12 protein-coding genes are annotated in these 17,657 nt (G+C 56.7%); 7 read left to right on the top strand and 5 right to left on the bottom strand.

What is annotated here, in order from left to right:
* Window positions 1-71 precede the first annotated feature (71 nt).
* Window positions 72-2,804, bottom strand: coding sequence for a TonB-dependent receptor (locus tag ACQ4W7_RS22075; protein WP_436533238.1), 2,733 nt, complete (start codon window positions 2,802-2,804; stop codon window positions 72-74).
* Window positions 2,805-3,324: 520 nt separating this feature from the next.
* Window positions 3,325-3,810 (bottom strand): asparaginase domain-containing protein, encoded by a 486-nt coding sequence (locus tag ACQ4W7_RS22080; protein ID WP_034781194.1) that lies wholly within the window; start codon window positions 3,808-3,810, stop codon window positions 3,325-3,327.
* A 178-nt stretch (window positions 3,811-3,988) separates the two neighbouring features.
* On the opposite strand from ACQ4W7_RS22080, the gene ACQ4W7_RS22085 reads away from it, so the two are divergent.
* Window positions 3,989-4,762 (top strand): L-asparaginase, encoded by a 774-nt coding sequence (locus tag ACQ4W7_RS22085; RefSeq protein ID WP_426073915.1) that lies wholly within the window; start codon window positions 3,989-3,991, stop codon window positions 4,760-4,762.
* Here ACQ4W7_RS22085 and ACQ4W7_RS22090 read toward each other — a convergent pair.
* A complete protein-coding gene (locus tag ACQ4W7_RS22090) occupies window positions 4,750-5,763 on the bottom strand; it encodes a D-2-hydroxyacid dehydrogenase family protein (protein ID WP_426073914.1) in 1,014 nt (337 codons plus the stop codon). The two genes, ACQ4W7_RS22085 and ACQ4W7_RS22090, sit on opposite strands and share 13 nt — an antisense overlap.
* 328 nt (window positions 5,764-6,091) lie before the next feature.
* Here ACQ4W7_RS22090 and ACQ4W7_RS22095 point away from each other — a divergent pair, with 328 nt between their 5' ends.
* Window positions 6,092-7,963 carry a phosphoenolpyruvate carboxykinase (GTP) gene (locus ACQ4W7_RS22095; protein ID WP_426073913.1) on the top strand — a complete coding sequence of 624 codons (1,872 nt, stop codon included), beginning with the start codon at window positions 6,092-6,094 and terminating at the stop codon, window positions 7,961-7,963.
* A gap of 142 nt (window positions 7,964-8,105) precedes the next feature.
* Here ACQ4W7_RS22095 and uvrA read toward each other — a convergent pair whose 3' ends face one another.
* Complete coding sequence (uvrA, locus tag ACQ4W7_RS22100; protein ID WP_426073912.1) at window positions 8,106-10,955, bottom strand: excinuclease ABC subunit UvrA; 2,850 nt, start codon at window positions 10,953-10,955, stop codon at window positions 8,106-8,108.
* Between the two features lie 381 nt (window positions 10,956-11,336).
* On the opposite strand from uvrA, the gene ssb reads away from it, so the two are divergent.
* The 5 genes from ssb (at window position 11,337) to ACQ4W7_RS22125 (ending at window position 17,280) form a co-directional block, all read left to right on the top strand.
* The gene (gene ssb, locus ACQ4W7_RS22105) at window positions 11,337-11,852 is read left to right on the top strand and encodes a single-stranded DNA-binding protein (RefSeq protein ID WP_436533241.1); all 516 of its coding nucleotides are present in this window, start codon (window positions 11,337-11,339) and stop codon (window positions 11,850-11,852) included.
* A gap of 187 nt (window positions 11,853-12,039) precedes the next feature.
* On the top strand, window positions 12,040-13,257 hold the full coding sequence (locus tag ACQ4W7_RS22110) for a tyrosine-type recombinase/integrase (RefSeq protein WP_436533243.1): 1,218 nt from the start codon (window positions 12,040-12,042) through the stop codon (window positions 13,255-13,257).
* Complete coding sequence (locus ACQ4W7_RS22115; protein WP_436533245.1) at window positions 13,254-14,801, top strand: site-specific integrase; 1,548 nt, start codon at window positions 13,254-13,256, stop codon at window positions 14,799-14,801. The genes ACQ4W7_RS22110 and ACQ4W7_RS22115 overlap by 4 nt, the downstream gene beginning before the upstream one ends.
* Window positions 14,798-16,828 (top strand): integrase, encoded by a 2,031-nt coding sequence (locus ACQ4W7_RS22120; RefSeq protein WP_436533247.1) that lies wholly within the window; start codon window positions 14,798-14,800, stop codon window positions 16,826-16,828. The genes ACQ4W7_RS22115 and ACQ4W7_RS22120 overlap by 4 nt, the downstream gene beginning before the upstream one ends.
* Window positions 16,825-17,280: a hypothetical protein gene (locus ACQ4W7_RS22125; protein ID WP_436533249.1), complete on the top strand. Its 456-nt coding sequence runs from the start codon at window positions 16,825-16,827 to the stop codon at window positions 17,278-17,280. Before ACQ4W7_RS22120 ends, ACQ4W7_RS22125 begins: the two co-directional genes overlap by 4 nt.
* 116 nt (window positions 17,281-17,396) lie before the next feature.
* Here the strand turns inward: ACQ4W7_RS22125 and avs1c are convergent, their stop codons facing one another.
* The gene (gene avs1c / locus ACQ4W7_RS22130) at window positions 17,397-17,648 is read right to left on the bottom strand and encodes an AVAST type 1 anti-phage system protein Avs1c (RefSeq protein WP_436533251.1); all 252 of its coding nucleotides are present in this window, start codon (window positions 17,646-17,648) and stop codon (window positions 17,397-17,399) included.
* Window positions 17,649-17,657 lie beyond the last annotated feature (9 nt).

Genomic DNA, 17,657 nt, shown 5'->3' on the forward strand with positions numbered 1-17,657 from the left:
CTTTGGACGAAAAAAAGGGCCTTGCGTTTACAAGGCCCCTGGTCGGCTCAGCCTAAGTTGACGAGGTCAACTTAGAACTTGTACTGGGCCGTGAAGTAGAACGAACGCATCATTGGATCTGCATAGCGTGGATCGTAACCAACTTGGTGACCACGCGAGCTGCGCAGCGACAGCGGCGGTTCACGGTCGAACAGGTTTTTGATACCTGCGCGCAAGGTCACCGCTTTGCTGTACGCATAGCGGCCCTGGAAGTCAACCGTCGTGTACGAAGGCACGTGCAGACGGATATTTTCCTTTTTGCTGGTGGCCAGGTTGACCACTTCGGCCGAAGCATCGGTGTAGCCATTACGGTAGCTCACGACGACCGTGTTGGTCAGCTTGCCCGATTCCAGGCTCATGTTGAGCTTCATCAGGTTACGGAACGTCACGGCATCGGAAATGCCGTAGTAGTTCATGTTGTTGGTCCACTGATCCTTGGTGCCTGGTACGGTGTAGTCGGCCTTGAGCATATGGGTGCCGCTCAGGTTAGCCGTGAAGTTACCAATATCAAACTTCTTACGTGCCGTCATGTCCCAGTCGATACCGCGGTTGTGCGTCTGGCCGATGTTCATCGACAGCGACTTGAACGCATAATAGGGCTTGGTTGTCGTCGGTTCGATGTAAATGCCGAACAGGTCGCGGTACATGCCTGGGTTGTTGAACGCTTGCGCTTCGCTCACGGCCGAAACCGCGTCAGTGATTTTCACATCCCACAGATCGGCGCCGAACGAGAAGGCCGAGCTAGGTTCGATACGGAAACCGACGGTGAACTGTTTCGATTTTTCCGGCTTCAGGTTTTCGTTACCGCCAGCCATTTTATTGTACTGGCTGTTAGGCGCACGGCACAGCGCATCGCCTGGGAATGGGCAATTCCAGTTAGCGCCGGTAAAGCCGTTGTTGACCAGCGGCTGACCAATGCTCAGCATGTCCGGAGCCTTGAAGCCCGTGCCGTAGGAGCCGCGCAGCAGTACTTGCTGTATCGGCTGCCAGCGTGCCGTGACCTTGTAGGTATTGGCATTGGCGTCTTTGCCGATGGTCTTGTTGATGACGCCATTGTCGATTGCCGATACGGAGTCATAGCGGCCAGCTAGGCTGACTTCCACCGTTTTGGTGATCGGCGCCAGCAATTCGGCGAAGACGCCGTAGGTTGAACGGCTCAAGTCGTAACGTGGCGAGGTATTGAAGCCGTAGATGGTGCTGGTGTTTGCGCCTGCGTCTGGCGTCTGGCCGTAGTTGTACTCGCGGTAGTCGGCGCCGACACCGATGTTGGCTTTGCCGCCTGGCAAGGTGAACAGTTCACGGGAACCGTGCGCATCAATGCCGCGCATGGTGGTCGATGCCGTGCGGATCGAGCCGTTGAATTGCGAATTGTTGATCAGCGCTTGCATTTGCGGCGTTGGTGTGCCGGCCTGCAGGAACGGGTTGAATGCCGGATTTTTCAGCAGGGCCTTCATATCGGCCGTTTTTGCATAGCCGCCGACGTAGCGCTCTTCAATCGCGTTTTGCGACCAGGTCAGGCCCGCATCGATGTTCCACGCGCCAATTTCGCCTTCGACGCCGACGACGAAGTGCTTGGTCTCGGTGATGGTGTTGGTGGTGCGGTTACCCCAGTCGCTCATGCGATAGTTGGCCGTCACGGAGGTGATGTCCTTGACTTGCTCTGGTGTCAGGTAAGGCAAGACAAACTCGTTGTACTGCGCACCGTTAACAGCGATCGGGATTTGCACCGGATTGGCCGAGATGCGCGCGGTCAGGTCATAGCGCGAATAGGCGACTTCGGCAAATGCATTCAGCGAATCGTTGAGTTTGTAGCTGGCGCGGGTGAACAGGCTGTCGCGCTTCGATTCAGGCACGATTTCAACCGTCGAACCGCCATCGAAGCCGCAAGCCAGCTGATTGGCTGCCAGTGGGGCATTGGTCACGGCGCCACAATTCTTATTCTTCGCCAAGTATGGATTGAAGAGGTAATCGTCTTTGCCTTTGACGGACACGGTGGCGTTGGCCGGTGCCGTGCCTGTGGCGGTCTTGTCGTAGACGTATTGTTTGCCGTTATAGCTGACTGGAATACGCGACGAACGGGCGAATGTGCGGTCGGTAGCGCGCAAATTCGATTGCTCGTCATGGCGGTACGATACCAGTACGTTGAAACGGTCTTCGTCAATGTCGCCGAAGCCATAGGTCACGTTGGTGTTCCAGGCATTGCCGCCCTTGTCTTCCGGACCGCCGTAAGTGGCTTCCAGGGAGCCGCCTTGCTGGTTCTTCTTCAGAATGAAGTTAATCACGCCGGCGATGGCGTCCGAACCGTACAGGGCCGAGGCGCCGTCCGTCAGCACTTCAACGCGTTCAACGGCGCTCATCGGAATGGCGTTCAGGTTGACGGAAGTACCCGAGCCTTGTGGCGCGATGCGGCGGCCATTCAACAGGACCAGGGTGTATTCTTCGCCGATATCGTGGATCGACGCGCTGGTGCGGCCGCCCGAATTGGTGCCAGCTGCGGCGGCACCGACGGTAAAGCCTTGCATGGCAGGCAGTGCCTGGAGCAGGTCGGCGACCGTGGTGGCACCCGTCTTGGCGATCGCTTCTTGCGTCAGGCGCTGCACAGGCAGTGCGCCTTCGACGGCGATACGCTTGATACTCGAACCGGTAATTTCAACTTTTTGAATTGCTTCGTCCGCCATGGATTGGCCAGAGAACAACACGCTACCTGCCAGGACGGTCAGGGCCAGGCGTACGCTGCGCACGCCAATTTTTTCTTTAAATGCCATTGTAACAATTACTCCGTAGTAGTTTTAATAACGACAAGCGGTAGACGAGCACGTATCAAGCCATCGGATAGATGACCAGGATGCTCGTGTACGGTAGGCGAAACCACGTCAATAGGAAGTGGAAGACTACTTAGCGCAATATTGTTATAAATGCACTTATGACTTGTCGAGGCAAACATTATGTCGTCTCAGCAAGAAAAAATGCATACCAACCGTGTCGGATTTGGCAATAAATTATGGATACAGAAGAATATTTAACTCAATTGTTAAATTGAAGTTTTATATTTAATAATATCGATGTTTTTAAAAATGATAGATGGTGTTTTTTTACAACATAAAATTATTGTATTGGCAATTTGATGTTTTACCTACAATAATTCGATGAAAACTGTTGTATTGCTGAATTTATGTAAGGTGAAAAAACGTAAAAAAAGCCCGTTGAAACGGGCTTGTCGAATTGTGACAGAGTGTCAGTCAGAGCGTTTGCCGGTCTGCTTTTGTGTCCTGTCCTGCCATCGGCTTACAAGGGCTGGAACACGCCGGCGGCGCGGTTCTTTTGCACATTGTCCCAGGCGAAGATCTGGCCATTCATGGCCACATACACGCCGGCTGGCAAGGTTTGCGCCACGCCGCAGGCAAAGCCCAGGTTGAACAGGGCATCGGAATTGTCGATTTCGTAGGGAATCATGGCGCCTGTCAGGATGACCGTTTGCTGCAGGTTCGCCGCGCCCAGCACTTGCGCCGTTTCGCGCATGGTGTCGGTGCCGTGGATGATGACGATGGCTTTTTCCTGTGCCGCGCGGCACGAGGCCAGCACGCGCTGGCGGTCCGCATCCTGCATGTCGAGCGAGTCCAGCAGTGGCAGTTGCTCCAGGGCCACGGGTGCCGTCATGCGCGCGCGGGCTATCGCTGCCGGCAAATGACTGTCGGAAAAGCCCAGAGTACCGTTCAATTCGTTGTAGTGTTTGTCGAAAGTGCCGCCAGTGGCGAGTATGCGCAAAGTCATGATGTGGTCACGATGTCAGTGGAGAATGACGCGCATGATAGCGTGGATTGGCAGCGTTGCGTGAATGGGCGCTGCAGATGGGGCAGCGTGCTTGCCGCCTGCGTTTGCGCCGCATCTGGAAAATTTGCCCATCTGTGAGTACACTGGTTTCTTTGTTTGCCTACCGCCCCCACTCCGTATGAAAGCGCTCGCTCCCGGCACTGTCATTTTTCACCGCCACCGCGGCTATGGCGTGATCACGTCCGTGAATCTGCTGACGGGCTGGATCGCCGCCCGTTTCGGCAGCGAAGCGCGGACCCTGGACCTGAACCTGTCGACCGACGATGTGCAGTTTGCCGATGGCGAAGCGATCCTGTTTCGCCGCGCGCCGCCCGACCGCATGCCGCACGCGCGCCTGATGTCCATGGTGCGTGAGCTGCACCAGGCCGGTTATCAAAAACTGTATCTGTATTCCTGGCCGAAACCGTCGGGCCTGCACTGGCGTTGGCATTTGTTTACGGGGCCGCGCGACTGGATGCAGCGGCCCTGGCGCGAAGGCTGGTACGGCTCGGGCGCCGATTACAACGTCAACCCCGTGATGGGCTGGGGCGATAAGCCCGGCGCCGCTACCGGCGAACTGATCGATGCTCTGGCCCGTTTCGACCCGCAGGGCCTGGCGCAGGCGCTGGGGCGCGACGACGACCATAGCGATTGGTTTGGCCGCGTATGCGACGCTCTATTACCTAATTACATGTACAGCCTGGACATGCCGCGCACCCCAGGCGAGCCCTTGGCTGACATGCCGCCCGTGCCGGTGGTCGCCGTGCGCGCCGGCGTGGCGCCGTACGAGGGGCCGGACATCGCCTGGCCGCCTGGCTGGGCCGGCCTGTGGCGCGGCCGGCACGTGCTGCCAGCGCCCGCCATACGCATCACGGGTGAGCCGGACCTCATCAAGGGCTTTCAGCGCTCCTGAGGCATTTGCCGCGCATGCGTCAGCACTGCGGGATTGAGCAGGCGCGTGCATTGATTCTGCGCAAAATCGACGATGTTTTGCAAGGCGTAGCGGAAATACAGTTCATAGCTGTCACGCTCGACGTAGCCCAGGTGTGGCGTGGCCAGCACGTTCGGCAGCAGCAGCAATGGCGTGCCTGGAGGCAGCGGCTCGTCCGTAAACACGTCCAGCGCGGCGGCACCCGGGCATCCCAGCGGCAGCGCCGCTTCCAGCGCGCCATCGGCCACCAGTTCGGCGCGGCTGGTGTTGACGAACAGGCTGGTCGGTTTCATGCTCGCCAGGTCTTCGTTTGTTACCAGGCCGCGCGTGGCGTCGGATAGGCGCAGGTGCAAGGTCAATACGTCGGCCTGTTCAAAGAAGGCTGCACGCGATGCCGCCGCCGTATCGCCGGCCGCCACGGCCGCGGCGCGGCTCGCTTCGCTGCCCCACACGAGAATGGTCATGCCGAAGGCGCGGCCATAGCTGGCGACCAGCTGGCCGATCTTGCCGTAGCCCCAGATCGCCAGGGTGCGTCCCTTGAGCACCGTGCCCAGCGTATTGCGCGCCGCTTCCAGCGACGACGTCTGCCATAGCCCTTCCTGCAAATGTTGCGCGTACGGCACGATCTTGCGCTGCGCCGCCATGATCAGCGCCCACGTCAGTTCGGCCGGCGCCGTGGGCGAGCCGATGCCTTCCGCTATGGCGATACCCAACTCGGTTGCGGCCGGCACGTCGATGTGTCCGCTGACCTTGCCCGTTTGCGAAATCAGTTTCAGATTCGGCAGTTTCGACAGCAAGGCGCGGTTGAAACTGCTGCGTTCGCGGATCAGCACCAGCGCGTCGAACGGCGCCAGGCGAATCGCCAGCTGGCCCAGGCCCCGCGCCGTATTGCTGAACACCTTGACCTCGTGGCCATCGAGCAATGGGAAACAATCGAGGCCGCGCACGGCATCCTGATAGTCATCGAGTATGGCAATTTTCATGGTGGATGGCCGATTTGAGTAAGGATTTGGTAGGGAAATAACAGGATACGGACAATGCTGAATAGCCTACTACATTAGTCAAGCTATTCTCCTACATTTTTGCGAGAATAGCCGTTACTCGGGTGTACAATCGCCGGCACTTTTGAAGCTTCCTGATTATAGCTATAGCGCAAACTGTTCCCGCTACCTGGGTGCATGATCCAGGTAAACGACACCAGAGCCCTGCCCGCGTGAGCACGCCGCCCGCAGTGAGCCGCAGCCACCTCTCAACGATGCTGCCTGTCTTGCCGGAACGACCAGAATTTCTTTTATTGGTATTGGAGGTAATATGAATCAGCCCGTCATGGGTGGCGTCGCCGCACTCAACGTCCCAGCTTATATTAAACAACAGAAACTGATCAACTGGGTGGCCGACATTGCCGCGCTGACCAAGCCGGACCGCATCTACTGGTGCGATGGCTCGCAAGAAGAGTACGAGCGCCTGTGTGCCGCGATGGTTGCCAGCGGCACCATGAAAAAGCTGAACGCGGAAAAGCGCCCGAATTCCTACCTGGCCTGCTCCGACCCGAGCGACGTGGCCCGCGTCGAAGACCGTACGTATATCTGCTCGGCAACGAAAGAAGCGGCTGGCCCGACGAATAACTGGACCGAGCCCGGCGAGATGCGCCACACCCTGAACGGCCTGTTCGATGGCTGCATGCGCGGCCGCACCATGTACGTCGTGCCATTCTCGATGGGTCCGCTGGGTTCGCCCATCGCGCACATCGGCGTGGAACTGTCTGATTCGCCGTATGTCGCCGTTAACATGAAGATCATGACCCGCATGGGCCGTGCCGTGTATGACGTGCTGGGCACCGATGGCGCCTTCGTGCCGTGCGTGCACAGCGTCGGCGCACCGCTGGCGACGGGTCAGCAAGACGTGAAATGGCCGTGCAACAGCACCAAGTACATCGTGCATTTCCCGGAAACGCGCGAAATCTGGTCTTTCGGTTCGGGCTACGGCGGCAACGCCTTGCTGGGCAAGAAATGTTTCGCCCTGCGCATCGCTTCGAACATGGGCTACCAGGAAGCGCAAGCATCCGACAACAACCCGGGCTGGCTGGCCGAACACATGCTGATCCTCGGTGTGGAATCGCCGGAAGGCAAGAAGCATTACGTGGCGGCAGCGTTCCCATCGGCTTGCGGTAAGACCAACTTCGCCATGCTGATCCCGCCGGCAAGTTTCAACGGCTGGAAAGTGACCACCATCGGCGACGATATCGCCTGGATCAAGCCGGGTGCCGATGGCCGTTTGTATGCCATCAACCCGGAAGCGGGTTATTTTGGCGTGGCGCCGGGCACCAACGAAAAAACCAACTACAACTGCATGGCGTCCATGCGCGACAACACGATCTTCACCAACGTGGCGCTGACGGACGATGGCGATGTCTGGTGGGAAGGTTTGACGAAAGAAGCACCAAGCCACCTGATCGACTGGCAGGGCAAGGACTGGACGCCGGCGTCCGGCACCAAGGCGGCGCACCCGAATGCGCGCTTCACTGTTGCTGCTACGCAAAACCCGGTGATCGACGCCGCCTGGGACGATCCGGCAGGCGTACCGATTTCGGCCTTCATCTTCGGTGGCCGCCGTTCGACCACCGTGCCGCTGGTAACGGAAGCGCGCAACTGGGTCGAAGGCGTCTACATGGCCGCCACCATGGGCTCGGAAACGACGGCTGCGGCCGTGGGCCAGATGGGCGTCGTGCGCCGCGATCCATTTGCCATGTTGCCGTTTATCGGCTATAACATGAGCGATTACTTCCAGCATTGGCTGTACATGGGCGTCAAGGTGGGCAAAGTCAACCCGGCTGCTCTGCCAAAGATCTATTGCGTCAACTGGTTCCGCACGGACGAGGCTGGCAAGTTCGTCTGGCCTGGCTTTGGCGACAATATGCGCGTGCTCAAATGGATGCTGGAGCGTATCGAAGGCAAGGCGGGCGGCGTGGAAAACCTGTTTGGCACGACGCCGGAGTATGGTGACCTGAACTGGGATGGCTTGCCATTCACGCAAGAACAGTTCAATACCATCACCTCGATCGACAAGGCCGCGTGGCTGGAAGAATTGAAATTGCATACGGAGTTGTTTGAAAAACTCGCGTATCATCTGCCGCAAGAATTGGCAGATAACAAGGCTGCGCTGGAAAAGCGGCTGAGTGCGTAAAGTTTAGTAGTGGGGGAGAAACACGTCGGCGAAGACTGGCGTGCGATAAATGACACGCCGGCAATGACTGGGGTGCTAGCAAAAAGAGAAACGGCGCGGATTGCATGAGCAATCCGCGCCGTTTTTTATTGCGCTACCGTCGTTATTGCTTCAGCAGCGGCCCCAGGTATTTACCTGTCACGCTGGCCGGATTCAGGGCCACGTCTTCTGGCGTGCCTGTGGCGATGATCTGACCGCCGCCGGCGCCCCCTTCGGGGCCCAGGTCGACGATCCAGTCGGCGGTCTTGATGACGTCCAGGTTGTGCTCGATGATGACGAGGGTGTTGCCCTGGTCGCGCAGGCGGTGGATCACTTTCATCAGCAAATCGATGTCGTGGAAGTGCAAGCCTGTCGTCGGTTCGTCGAGGATGTACAGGGTGCGGCCCGTGTCGCGCTTGGACAGTTCCAGCGACAATTTGACGCGCTGCGCCTCGCCGCCGGACAAGGTGGTGGCGCTCTGGCCCAGCTTGATGTAGCCCAGGCCCACGTCGAGCAGGGTTTGCAGCTTGCGCGCGATCAAGGGCACGGGCTTGAAGAATTCATGCGCCTCTTCTACCGTCATGCCCAGCACTTCCGTGATGTTCTTGCCCTTGTAGTGCACTTCCAGGGTTTCGCGGTTGTAACGCTTGCCGTGGCACACATCACATGGCACGTAGACGTCGGGCAAGAAATGCATTTCGACCTTGATCACGCCATCGCCCTGGCACGCTTCGCAGCGCCCACCCTTCACGTTGAACGAGAAGCGCCCGGCGCTGTAGCCCCGTTCCTTGGCTGTTGGCACGGTGGAGAACAAATCGCGGATCGGCGTAAACAAGCCCGTATAGGTGGCCGGATTGGAACGTGGCGTGCGGCCGATGGGGGCCTGGTCGACGGAAATGACCTTGTCGAAATGTTCCAGCCCGCTGATCGATTCGTGCGGCGCCGGTTCCGTCTGCGAACCGTACAAATGGCGCGACAGGGCAGGATATAAGGTATCGTTGACCAGCGACGATTTGCCCGAGCCGGACACGCCCGTGACGCACGTCATCAAGCCCACCGGCAAGCTCAGCGAGACTTTTTTCAGGTTGTTGCCCGTCGCGCCAGTAATGACCAGCTGTTTTTCCGGATTACTGGCGTGACGCTTGGCTGGCACGGCGATTTTCAGCTTGCCGTTCAGATACTGCGCCGTCAGCGATTTCTTGTTCTTGAGAATGTCTTGCAGGGTGCCTTCGGCGATGATTTCGCCGCCGTGCACGCCCGCGCCGATGCCCATGTCGACGATGTAGTCGGCCGTGCGGATGGCGTCTTCGTCATGCTCGACTACCAGCACGCTGTTGCCGATGTCGCGCAAGTGTTTCAACGTTTCGATCAAACGGTCATTATCGCGCTGATGCAAGCCGATCGACGGTTCATCGAGCACATACATGACGCCCGTCAAACCGGAGCCGATTTGCGATGCCAGGCGGATGCGTTGAGCTTCGCCGCCGGAGAGCGTGTCGGCGCTGCGGTCCAGCGACAGGTAATCGAGGCCCACGTTGTTGAGGAATTTCAGGCGCGAAATAATTTCTTTGACGACGCGGTCGGCGATCTCTTTCTTGGCGCCCGTCAGTTTCAGTTTTTCAAAGAATTCCAGGGTCTCGCGCAGCGGTTTTCCTGCTACTTCATAGATGGCGCGCTGCTGCTTGCCGGTGCCGACCTTGACGAAGCGCGCTTCCACGCGCAGGCGTGCGCCATTGCATGACGGGCAGCATTTTTCATTGATGAACTTGGCCAGTTCTTCCTTGACGGCCATCGAATCCGTTTCGCGGTAGCGGCGCTGCAGATTGTTGACCACGCCTTCGAACGTGTGTTCCTTGATGACGGTACGGCCCCGTTCGTTCACATAGCTAAACGGAATCACTTGTTTGCCGGAACCGTACAGCACGGCCTGCTGCGAATTCAAGTCCAGCTGCTCGAACGGCATGTCCAGGTCGAACTCATAGTAGGCGGCCAGGTTCGACAGCATCTGGAAGTAAAACTGGTTGCGGCGGTCCCAGCCCTTGACGGCGCCCGACGCGAGCGACAGATTCGGGAACGCGACGATGCGTTTCGGGTCAAAGAATTCGATGTGTCCCAGGCCGTCGCATTCCGGACAGGCGCCCATGGGGTTGTTGAACGAGAACAAACGCGGTTCCAGTTCCTGCAGGGAGTAGCCACACACATTGCAGGCGAATTTATTCGAATACACGTGTTCCTGGGCGGTATCCATTTCGTAGGCAATGGCGCGGCCGTCGGCCAGGCGCAGGGCTGTCTCGAAACTTTCCGCCAGGCGCTGCTTGATTTCCTGGTTCACCTTGACGCGGTCGATGACGACGTCGATTGTGTGTTTTTCCGTCTTTTTTAATTTCGGCAGGTCATCGACTTCATAGATTTTGGCCGCATGCGTGCCGCTCTGTACGCGAAAACGCACGAAGCCCTGTGCTTGCATTTGCTCGAACAGGTCGACATGTTCGCCCTTGCGGTTCGCGACGACGGGCGCGAGTATCATCAGCTTGGTGTCTTCCGGCATGGCCAGCACGGCGTCAACCATTTGCGAGACGGACTGGGCGGCCAGCGCATTTTCCGGGTGGTCGGGGCAGTAGGGCGTGCCCACGCGCGCGTACAGCAGGCGCAAATAATCGTGGATTTCCGTCACGGTACCCACTGTCGAACGTGGGTTGTGCGACGTTGCCTTCTGTTCGATGGAGATGGCGGGGGATAGGCCCTCGATCAGGTCGACGTCCGGCTTTTCCATCAATTGCAGGAACTGGCGCGCATAGGCCGACAGCGACTCGACATAGCGGCGCTGGCCTTCCGCGTACAAGGTGTCGAAGGCCAGCGAAGACTTGCCGGAGCCGGACAAGCCGGTAATCACGATCAGCTTATTGCGCGGCAAATCGAGATTGATATTCTTGAGGTTATGCGTGCGAGCACCGCGAATGCGGATCTGTTCCATGTGATTGCCTTGCTTTCAGTGAGTGGTGCGGCTGGCGCATTGTGCCTGGGGGCAGATGAGGAGCCACAACGGGTCAACCTGTTACTATAGCCGGGTTTTGTTCTGCATGCCTGAGGCGTCCATGGGCGGATTGCGCCGCCAGGCGAACGTGCCCCGACAAAGTTTGATACAGATGCGTGCAGAAGTTTAAACACTGTATATAATACCAGTATTCAAGTTTCTTGTTTTCCCTTGCCGTGAAAAAAACGTGCTGCCGCACGGCTGCTGGCGTCCGTTAGAAAGCGGGTGCTTTGCGCCGCGTGGTCGCTTATAATCCTCGTTTAGTACACTAAACTAACGCGCGGGACACCGACTCCCGCTGCAGTTCATCAGGAGTTATTCATGGCATCAGTCAACAAAGTCATCATCGTCGGCAATCTGGGCCGTGACCCGGAAATCCGCTACATGCCTAGCGGCGACGCGATCGCCAACATCGCCGTGGCCACTTCGTACAAATCGAAGGACCGCAACACGGGCGAACAAAAAGAATTGACAGAGTGGCACCGTATCTCGTTCTTCGGCCGTCTGGCGGAAATCGTCGGCCAATACCTGAAAAAAGGCTCATCCGTCTACGTCGAAGGCCGTTTGCAAACCCGTAAATACACGGACAAGGACGGCGTCGAGAAGTACGCAACCGACATCATCGCGGAACAGATGCAAATGCTGGGCGGTCGCTCCGGCATGGGCGGCGACGTCGGCGGTGGCGATGACAGCTACAGTGTCGGCGGCGGTGGTGGTTACGACGCCCCGGCCCCGCGCCAAGCGCCAGCCCCGCGTCCAGCCCCGGCACCGGCGCCACGCCCGGCACCGAAGCCAGCACCGAACTTCTCGGATATGGACGACGATATTCCATTTTAATGGGCACTTTTCTTAATTCGTAAACAAAAGGCCTGCAGCCGAGAGACTGCGGGCCTTTTTTCTTATTTCCACTTTAATTGCCATAGTGTAATATTTCGAAAGGGGAGAACTTTCGGAAGTGTAAATAAAAATGTGTGCAAAGTACGCTGTAAAGACTGTCGTCTGCCAGGACGGCGAACGTTTGCCGATGCTGCTCGATACTGATTCCGGTCAGCCGCTGTTTGATGCTACGGTCTTCACGCTCTGCGAGCTACGGTCACGAAACCTGGCTAGTTCAACAATCGAGCAAGTCCTTCGCGCACTGAAGGTCCTGTTTCTGTTTTGTGAGCTGCAAGGCATCTCGCTCGACGAGCGGCTTTCCCAAGGGAGGCTTCTGCAATTGGGCGAGGTGGAGGATTTGGCGCGGCGTTGTCGGTCCTCTCTCGACGACCTCGAAGCCCAAGTCCTTCGCGCGACTATCCCATATAAATCCAGTTCCTCCACTACAGTCTCCTTACTGGGTTATCGAACTCGTTCAGTTTCGGCCTCGGAGACTGAGGTTGGTAGTGCAGGTATGCGGCTCCGCTATATCGCTCAGTACCTCAAGTGGCTTACAGAGAGGAGATTGCTCAACCTTTCACCACAACATCCAATGTTTGCTGCATTGACAGAAGTGAAGAGTCTCGTGATTGACGCCATCCTGGCTCGCGTCCCGGGCGACAAGGGGCGAAATGGTCTAGGTAAGCGAACGTCTCTCACCCAAGAAGCGCAAGAGCGGGTTTGGCAAGTAATTGGCCCGGAATCGCCGGAGAATCCGTGGAAGGGGGCTCATGCGAGGGCCCGAAATGAGTTAATAGTCCGGTGGCTTCTTGGCTTAGGCTTGCGTCGCGGTGAGTTGCTTGGCGTCGATATCCGGCTCATCAATTTTCGAAGCAACGAGGTTGTGGTCGTCCGTCGTGCTGACGATAAGCACGACCCTAGGGTGATTCAGCCTAACGCCAAGACGTTGGACCGCGTACTGCCCTTCAATGGCGACCTGGCTAAGCGGACTCAGGACTACATCATCAATTTCCGCCGAAAATTTCCGCTTGCCAAGAAGCATCCGTTTCTCTTTGTCGCCAACGGTGGGCGCCCCTTGGGCATTCGAGCGTTGAACAAGATTTTCGAAGCACTACGAGAGCGCTGTCCGGACCTCCCGGACGACGTGATGCCGCATGTGCTACGCCACACTTGGAATGATAACTTCTCCATAGCCATGGACGATTCCGGTACCGCCCCTGAGAACGAACAGAAAATGCGGTCACGCTTGATGGGGTGGAAGCCAACATCTAAAACAGCCGAGACTTATAACCGCCGTGCGACTGAACATAGGGCACGCAAAGCATCGCTTGAAATGCAAGAAAAAATGGTGAAAAGAACAAAATGAGTCAACTTATGGTACTTAGGTCGCCGCAGGCGAACTACTTTGGCACCTTACCGCTTACCGCCAAAACACGTGGCCATGCCGTTTTCGAGCCGACTTCCGATTTCTGGGAACTGCGCGAAGCGACGCGCAAATTCTATGCTGATTTCGCGCCCTTCGCTGTCGTCCATGACATCAAGACTGCCCTGAAGGCGACTCTCGTTTGGTATGCAGAAAACTCGTCCCTGTCGCACCTGAAAAATCTTTACTATCAAAGTCGGGAATTCTTTCATTTCAAATTTGACCAGACGGGTGTGCTTGTTTTCGAGGTTACAGCTGCAGATATACTGAACTACAAGGCGTCCCTCGGAAAAGAGAAGGAATGGTATGTCGGTGTACTGTCGGGTCTTGTCCGAAAATGGGGCGCATTAGGCTACGGAGGAGTCTCGGCCGATGCGGTCATCCTTTTGAAGCAGCTTACATTGAAGGGAAATCGCAAGGGTGTGGCAACTGCTACCAGGGACCCGTACACCGGGCCGTTCACCGATATTGAACTTGAAGCGCTTCAGCACGCGCTAAATGAGGCCTTCGCTCGTAAAGAGGTAGAACTTTCAGAGTATGTGTTGGCTTGGCTGGTTATGACATTAGGCCAACGGGCCACCCAATATGCCGCCTTGAAAGTTTCCGATGTTAGTAAAATGATAGATTCCGAGGGCTTGGAGTCTTTTGTTGTCCGGATGCCGCGCGCAAAGACTAGAGATAGTGACGCCCGAGGGGCGTTCAAAGAGCGGGTGCTCGTGCCGGAAATCGGCCGGCTGATTATCGAATACGCCGCCACTGTGCGCGAGCGATTCCGCGGGGTGCTCCCAGACGTCGAGAAAGCGCCACTGTTCCCCAAGGAACAAGCCGAAAAAAATGTTGAAGGGTATGCCTACCACCCCACTGCTCAGCACATTGGCTACATTCTTGGCAAGACCTTGAATCGCCTTCACGTCGTATCCGAACGGACGGGTGACTTCATGAATATTACCCCTAAGCGCTTCAGGCAGACTATCGGGACACGTGCAGCCGAGGAAGGCCACGGTGAGCTAGTGATTGCCGAACTCCTTGACCACTCGGACACCCAGAACGTCGGCGTCTATGTCAGTTCGACTCCGGCCATCGTCGAGCGCATCAACAAGACCCTCGCGATGTCCTTGGCGCCTCTTGCACAAGCTTTTGCGGGGAAGCTCATTGCCGGCATTTCCGAGGCAACCCGGGCCGAGGACCCGTCCAGCATCATTCGCGCGCCATCCATCATTAAGTCATTTGACGGCATGTCCAGCTGTGGGAAACATGGTTTTTGCGGGTTTATGAAACCAGTTGCCTGCTATACCTGCAGCAGTTTTGAGCCGTGGCTGGACGGTCCGCATGAGCAAGTTTTGGAGTATTTGCTCGTAGACCGTGAGCGCCTTCTTTCGACAACGGACGCCCGAATAGCAAAGGTCAACGACCGCACTATCTATGCTGTGGCACAGGTAGTTCAGCTTTGTAACGAAGTGCGAGCCGAACAAGGGCCATCCCTATGAGTGAGATTGTCGTATTTGTCCCTAGGGCCGAGCTCAATGCGCAGGCAAATCTGGAGGGGTTCATCGAGTTTTGCCGGTGCCGTCTTACGGTGTTCGGCAAAGACTTGGATTTCGATGCAAACAAGTGGGACGTTAGCGAGACCATCGAGCTTAAAGCCAAGTACCACGCGATTCGAATGGTGTTCAGCAATCTCGAAACTTCGACAAAGAAGAACTTTGTGCCAATGCAGGAACCGTACCTATCATTCGCCAAAGGCTACATGCGGAACCAGCATGCTTTTCGACCGACTGACAATGTCTCAGGGCGCCTGGTCGCATTACGAGTACTGGAAGCTGCCTTGCTTGAAGCCGGTACGGCGGACCCTGTTAGAGTTGACTCTCACATACTTAACCGAGCGGCACAGATGCTTAAGGACCGACTTGCTCCTGCAACGGCATATCGGGCTGGCGGACAGCTGGAACTTGTTTCGGAGTTTCTTTGTGTGAACCATTTGACAAGTATTCGCACAATCTGGCACAACCCCATTCCACGGCCAGTTGAAGGTGTTCGGGTCGGGAAGGTGTTTGACGACCGGCGGACAGCGAAACTCCCCAGCGAGGCCGCTTTGGGTGCTTTACCTAAAGTCTATCGCCTCGCCACGGAACCTGGCGATATCTTGGTTTCGTCTGCCTGTGCCATCCTGTGTTCGGCACCTGACCGTATCAATGAGCTTCTTCTGCTGCCGGAAAAATGTGAGGTTCGGCAGCCGAACGGAGAAAATGGAGAGCACTTTGGACTTCGCTGGTGGCCTGCCAAGGGGGCTGACCCGATGGTGAAATGGGTCGTTTCTTCGATGTCGGGAATTGTTCAGGAAGCAATAGAACGCATTCGACGCTTGACCGATGAGGCCCGCACGGTGGCGCGGTGGTACGAGCAAAATCCTACAAGAATCTATCTTTCTGCCGAACTGCATCACCTGCGAGCTAAGGAGTGGCTCACTTTACGTGAAGTAGCCGATATTCTTTACGGTGAGGCAGTCGACATTAAGGTAGCTCGCGAATGGTGTAAGAAAAACATTGCCGTGGCTGGCCCTTTCCGAAAAAACGTGGCTGTGCGATTCGCAGACCTTGAAGCTGCTGTTCTGAAATGGCTTCCAAGGGGATTTCCTGTGATGGTCGACGGAATTGGCCTTCGATATAGCGAGGCTCTCTTTGTAATTCTTCGAAATGGCATTGAGGTTCAGAAGTCGTCGTTCAGGTGCATCATCGAGCCGGTCGGGCAAGGCCTAATCTGGAATCGATTGGGTGCTCGGGACGACCAAAAGTCTATTTTTGACCGAGCCGGGTTCACCGAAGATGACGGCAGCTCTATTCACGTCACTACTCACCAATTCAGGCACTACCTGAACACTTTGGCGCAAGCTGGCGGACTAAGCCAGCTCGACATCGCAAAATGGTCCGGACGTAAGGACATTCGGCAGAACGAGGTCTACGACCATGAATCAAATGATTCCTTGCTTGCACGAGTCCGGGAAGCCGTTGGTGACGATACGCGCATGTTCGGTCCCTTAGCGGCAGCGTCACGCAAGAACTTGATTCCGCGGGACCAATTCGCACGCCTCAAGGTACCGACCGCCCACACTACTGAGTTCGGCTACTGCATCCACGACTATGTCATGGCGCCGTGCCAGATGCATCGCGATTGCATCAATTGCGGCGAACAAGTTTGCATCAAAGGAGAGGTTGAGAAAGAAGGAAGGACTCGCTTGGCGTTCGCAGAGGCCACTCGACTTCTTCAAATGGCAGAAAAGGCTGAAGAGGAAGGCGATTTCGGGGCGTCGGAGTGGGTCGAACACCATCGCGCACAGATGGAACGACTGTCCTCGCTCATGGAGATTCTCGAGAATCCATCAGTGCCAAGCGGCGCTGTCATCCGGCTGAGTCCTGCAAACGTCCCTTCCCGGCTTGACCATGCGGTGGCGGCTCGTCTCGGTTATGAAGAACAGCCCAAGCATACAATTCTTGGCATACAGGAGGTTAGCCGATGACACGAACCCGAGAGAAGAACATCGATGAGGAAGCTATAGAAGCCATAGTGGGCGTACTAGATGGCTGGAGTGGCAAGCTGACTTGGGAGATGTTCATTGACGCCATTGAGAAGCGTACTCGCCGGCGATACACCCGCCAGGCCCTGCACCGCTACGAGCGTATCCACCTCGCATTCGTTACTCGAAAAAGGGCGGTTGGCGGCGGCCCTGCCGAAAATGCTGATGTCAACATGGCCCCTGAGCTGAAGATGGCGTTGGAACAGGTCGAACGGTTGACGGGCGAGAACCAGCGCCTGAAGGCTGAGCAACACCGCTTGCTTGAGCAGTTTGCACGATGGGCCTACAACGCCAATTCCAGGAACCTTACCAAGGAGTTTCTGGACACGCCGATGCCGAAGGTGGACCGGGAGCGGACCGACCTTACGAAGTTGAAGTTAACGAGAGGTGGATGAGGGCAAATGGGCAACCACTCTCTGAGCAACATTTCCAGGCATTTACCGCATAGCTGTTTAGCCGTAGCTGCCGTTTGTGTGCTGCGGCATAGCAAGCAGATGGTAACGTCAGCTGCTTATCGCCCCTTGTCGTCCAAGAGCATTTCGCCGAAGTCCATATTGCGCATCTGATAGGTCTGGTTTGCGGTCAGCCGTGCCATCTCGTCGACACTGAGAAAGTCAATTCGACCGTTTGGAAGGTATCGCACCTTGAGCAGACTATCTGGGCCTCGCAGGCCCTTGGCAAATTGCATAATTCCGTTGTTCAGGTGCTCGCGCGCATAGTTCAGGCGCTCCTCAAACTCGGCCCTAGTAGAGGGTGTATCCATACGTGTAAA

Origin of the sequence: Janthinobacterium algoris, from assembly GCF_051380935.1 — a bacterium.
In the GTDB taxonomy this organism is placed as follows: domain Bacteria; phylum Pseudomonadota; class Gammaproteobacteria; order Burkholderiales; family Burkholderiaceae_D; genus Janthinobacterium.

Coding starts and splice junctions, on each gene's coding strand:
- ACQ4W7_RS22075 (WP_436533238.1), bottom strand. CDS start 2,804: ATGGCATTTAAAGAAAAAATTGGCGTGCGCAGCGTACGCCTGGCCCTG.
- ACQ4W7_RS22080 (WP_034781194.1), bottom strand. CDS start 3,810: ATGACTTTGCGCATACTCGCCACTGGCGGCACTTTCGACAAACACTAC.
- ACQ4W7_RS22085 (WP_426073915.1), top strand. CDS start 3,989: ATGAAAGCGCTCGCTCCCGGCACTGTCATTTTTCACCGCCACCGCGGC.
- ACQ4W7_RS22090 (WP_426073914.1), bottom strand. CDS start 5,763: ATGAAAATTGCCATACTCGATGACTATCAGGATGCCGTGCGCGGCCTC.
- ACQ4W7_RS22095 (WP_426073913.1), top strand. CDS start 6,092: ATGAATCAGCCCGTCATGGGTGGCGTCGCCGCACTCAACGTCCCAGCT.
- uvrA (WP_426073912.1), bottom strand. CDS start 10,955: ATGGAACAGATCCGCATTCGCGGTGCTCGCACGCATAACCTCAAGAAT.
- ssb (WP_436533241.1), top strand. CDS start 11,337: ATGGCATCAGTCAACAAAGTCATCATCGTCGGCAATCTGGGCCGTGAC.
- ACQ4W7_RS22110 (WP_436533243.1), top strand. CDS start 12,040: ATGCTGCTCGATACTGATTCCGGTCAGCCGCTGTTTGATGCTACGGTC.
- ACQ4W7_RS22115 (WP_436533245.1), top strand. CDS start 13,254: ATGAGTCAACTTATGGTACTTAGGTCGCCGCAGGCGAACTACTTTGGC.
- ACQ4W7_RS22120 (WP_436533247.1), top strand. CDS start 14,798: ATGAGTGAGATTGTCGTATTTGTCCCTAGGGCCGAGCTCAATGCGCAG.
- ACQ4W7_RS22125 (WP_436533249.1), top strand. CDS start 16,825: ATGACACGAACCCGAGAGAAGAACATCGATGAGGAAGCTATAGAAGCC.
- avs1c (WP_436533251.1), bottom strand. CDS start 17,648: ATGGATACACCCTCTACTAGGGCCGAGTTTGAGGAGCGCCTGAACTAT.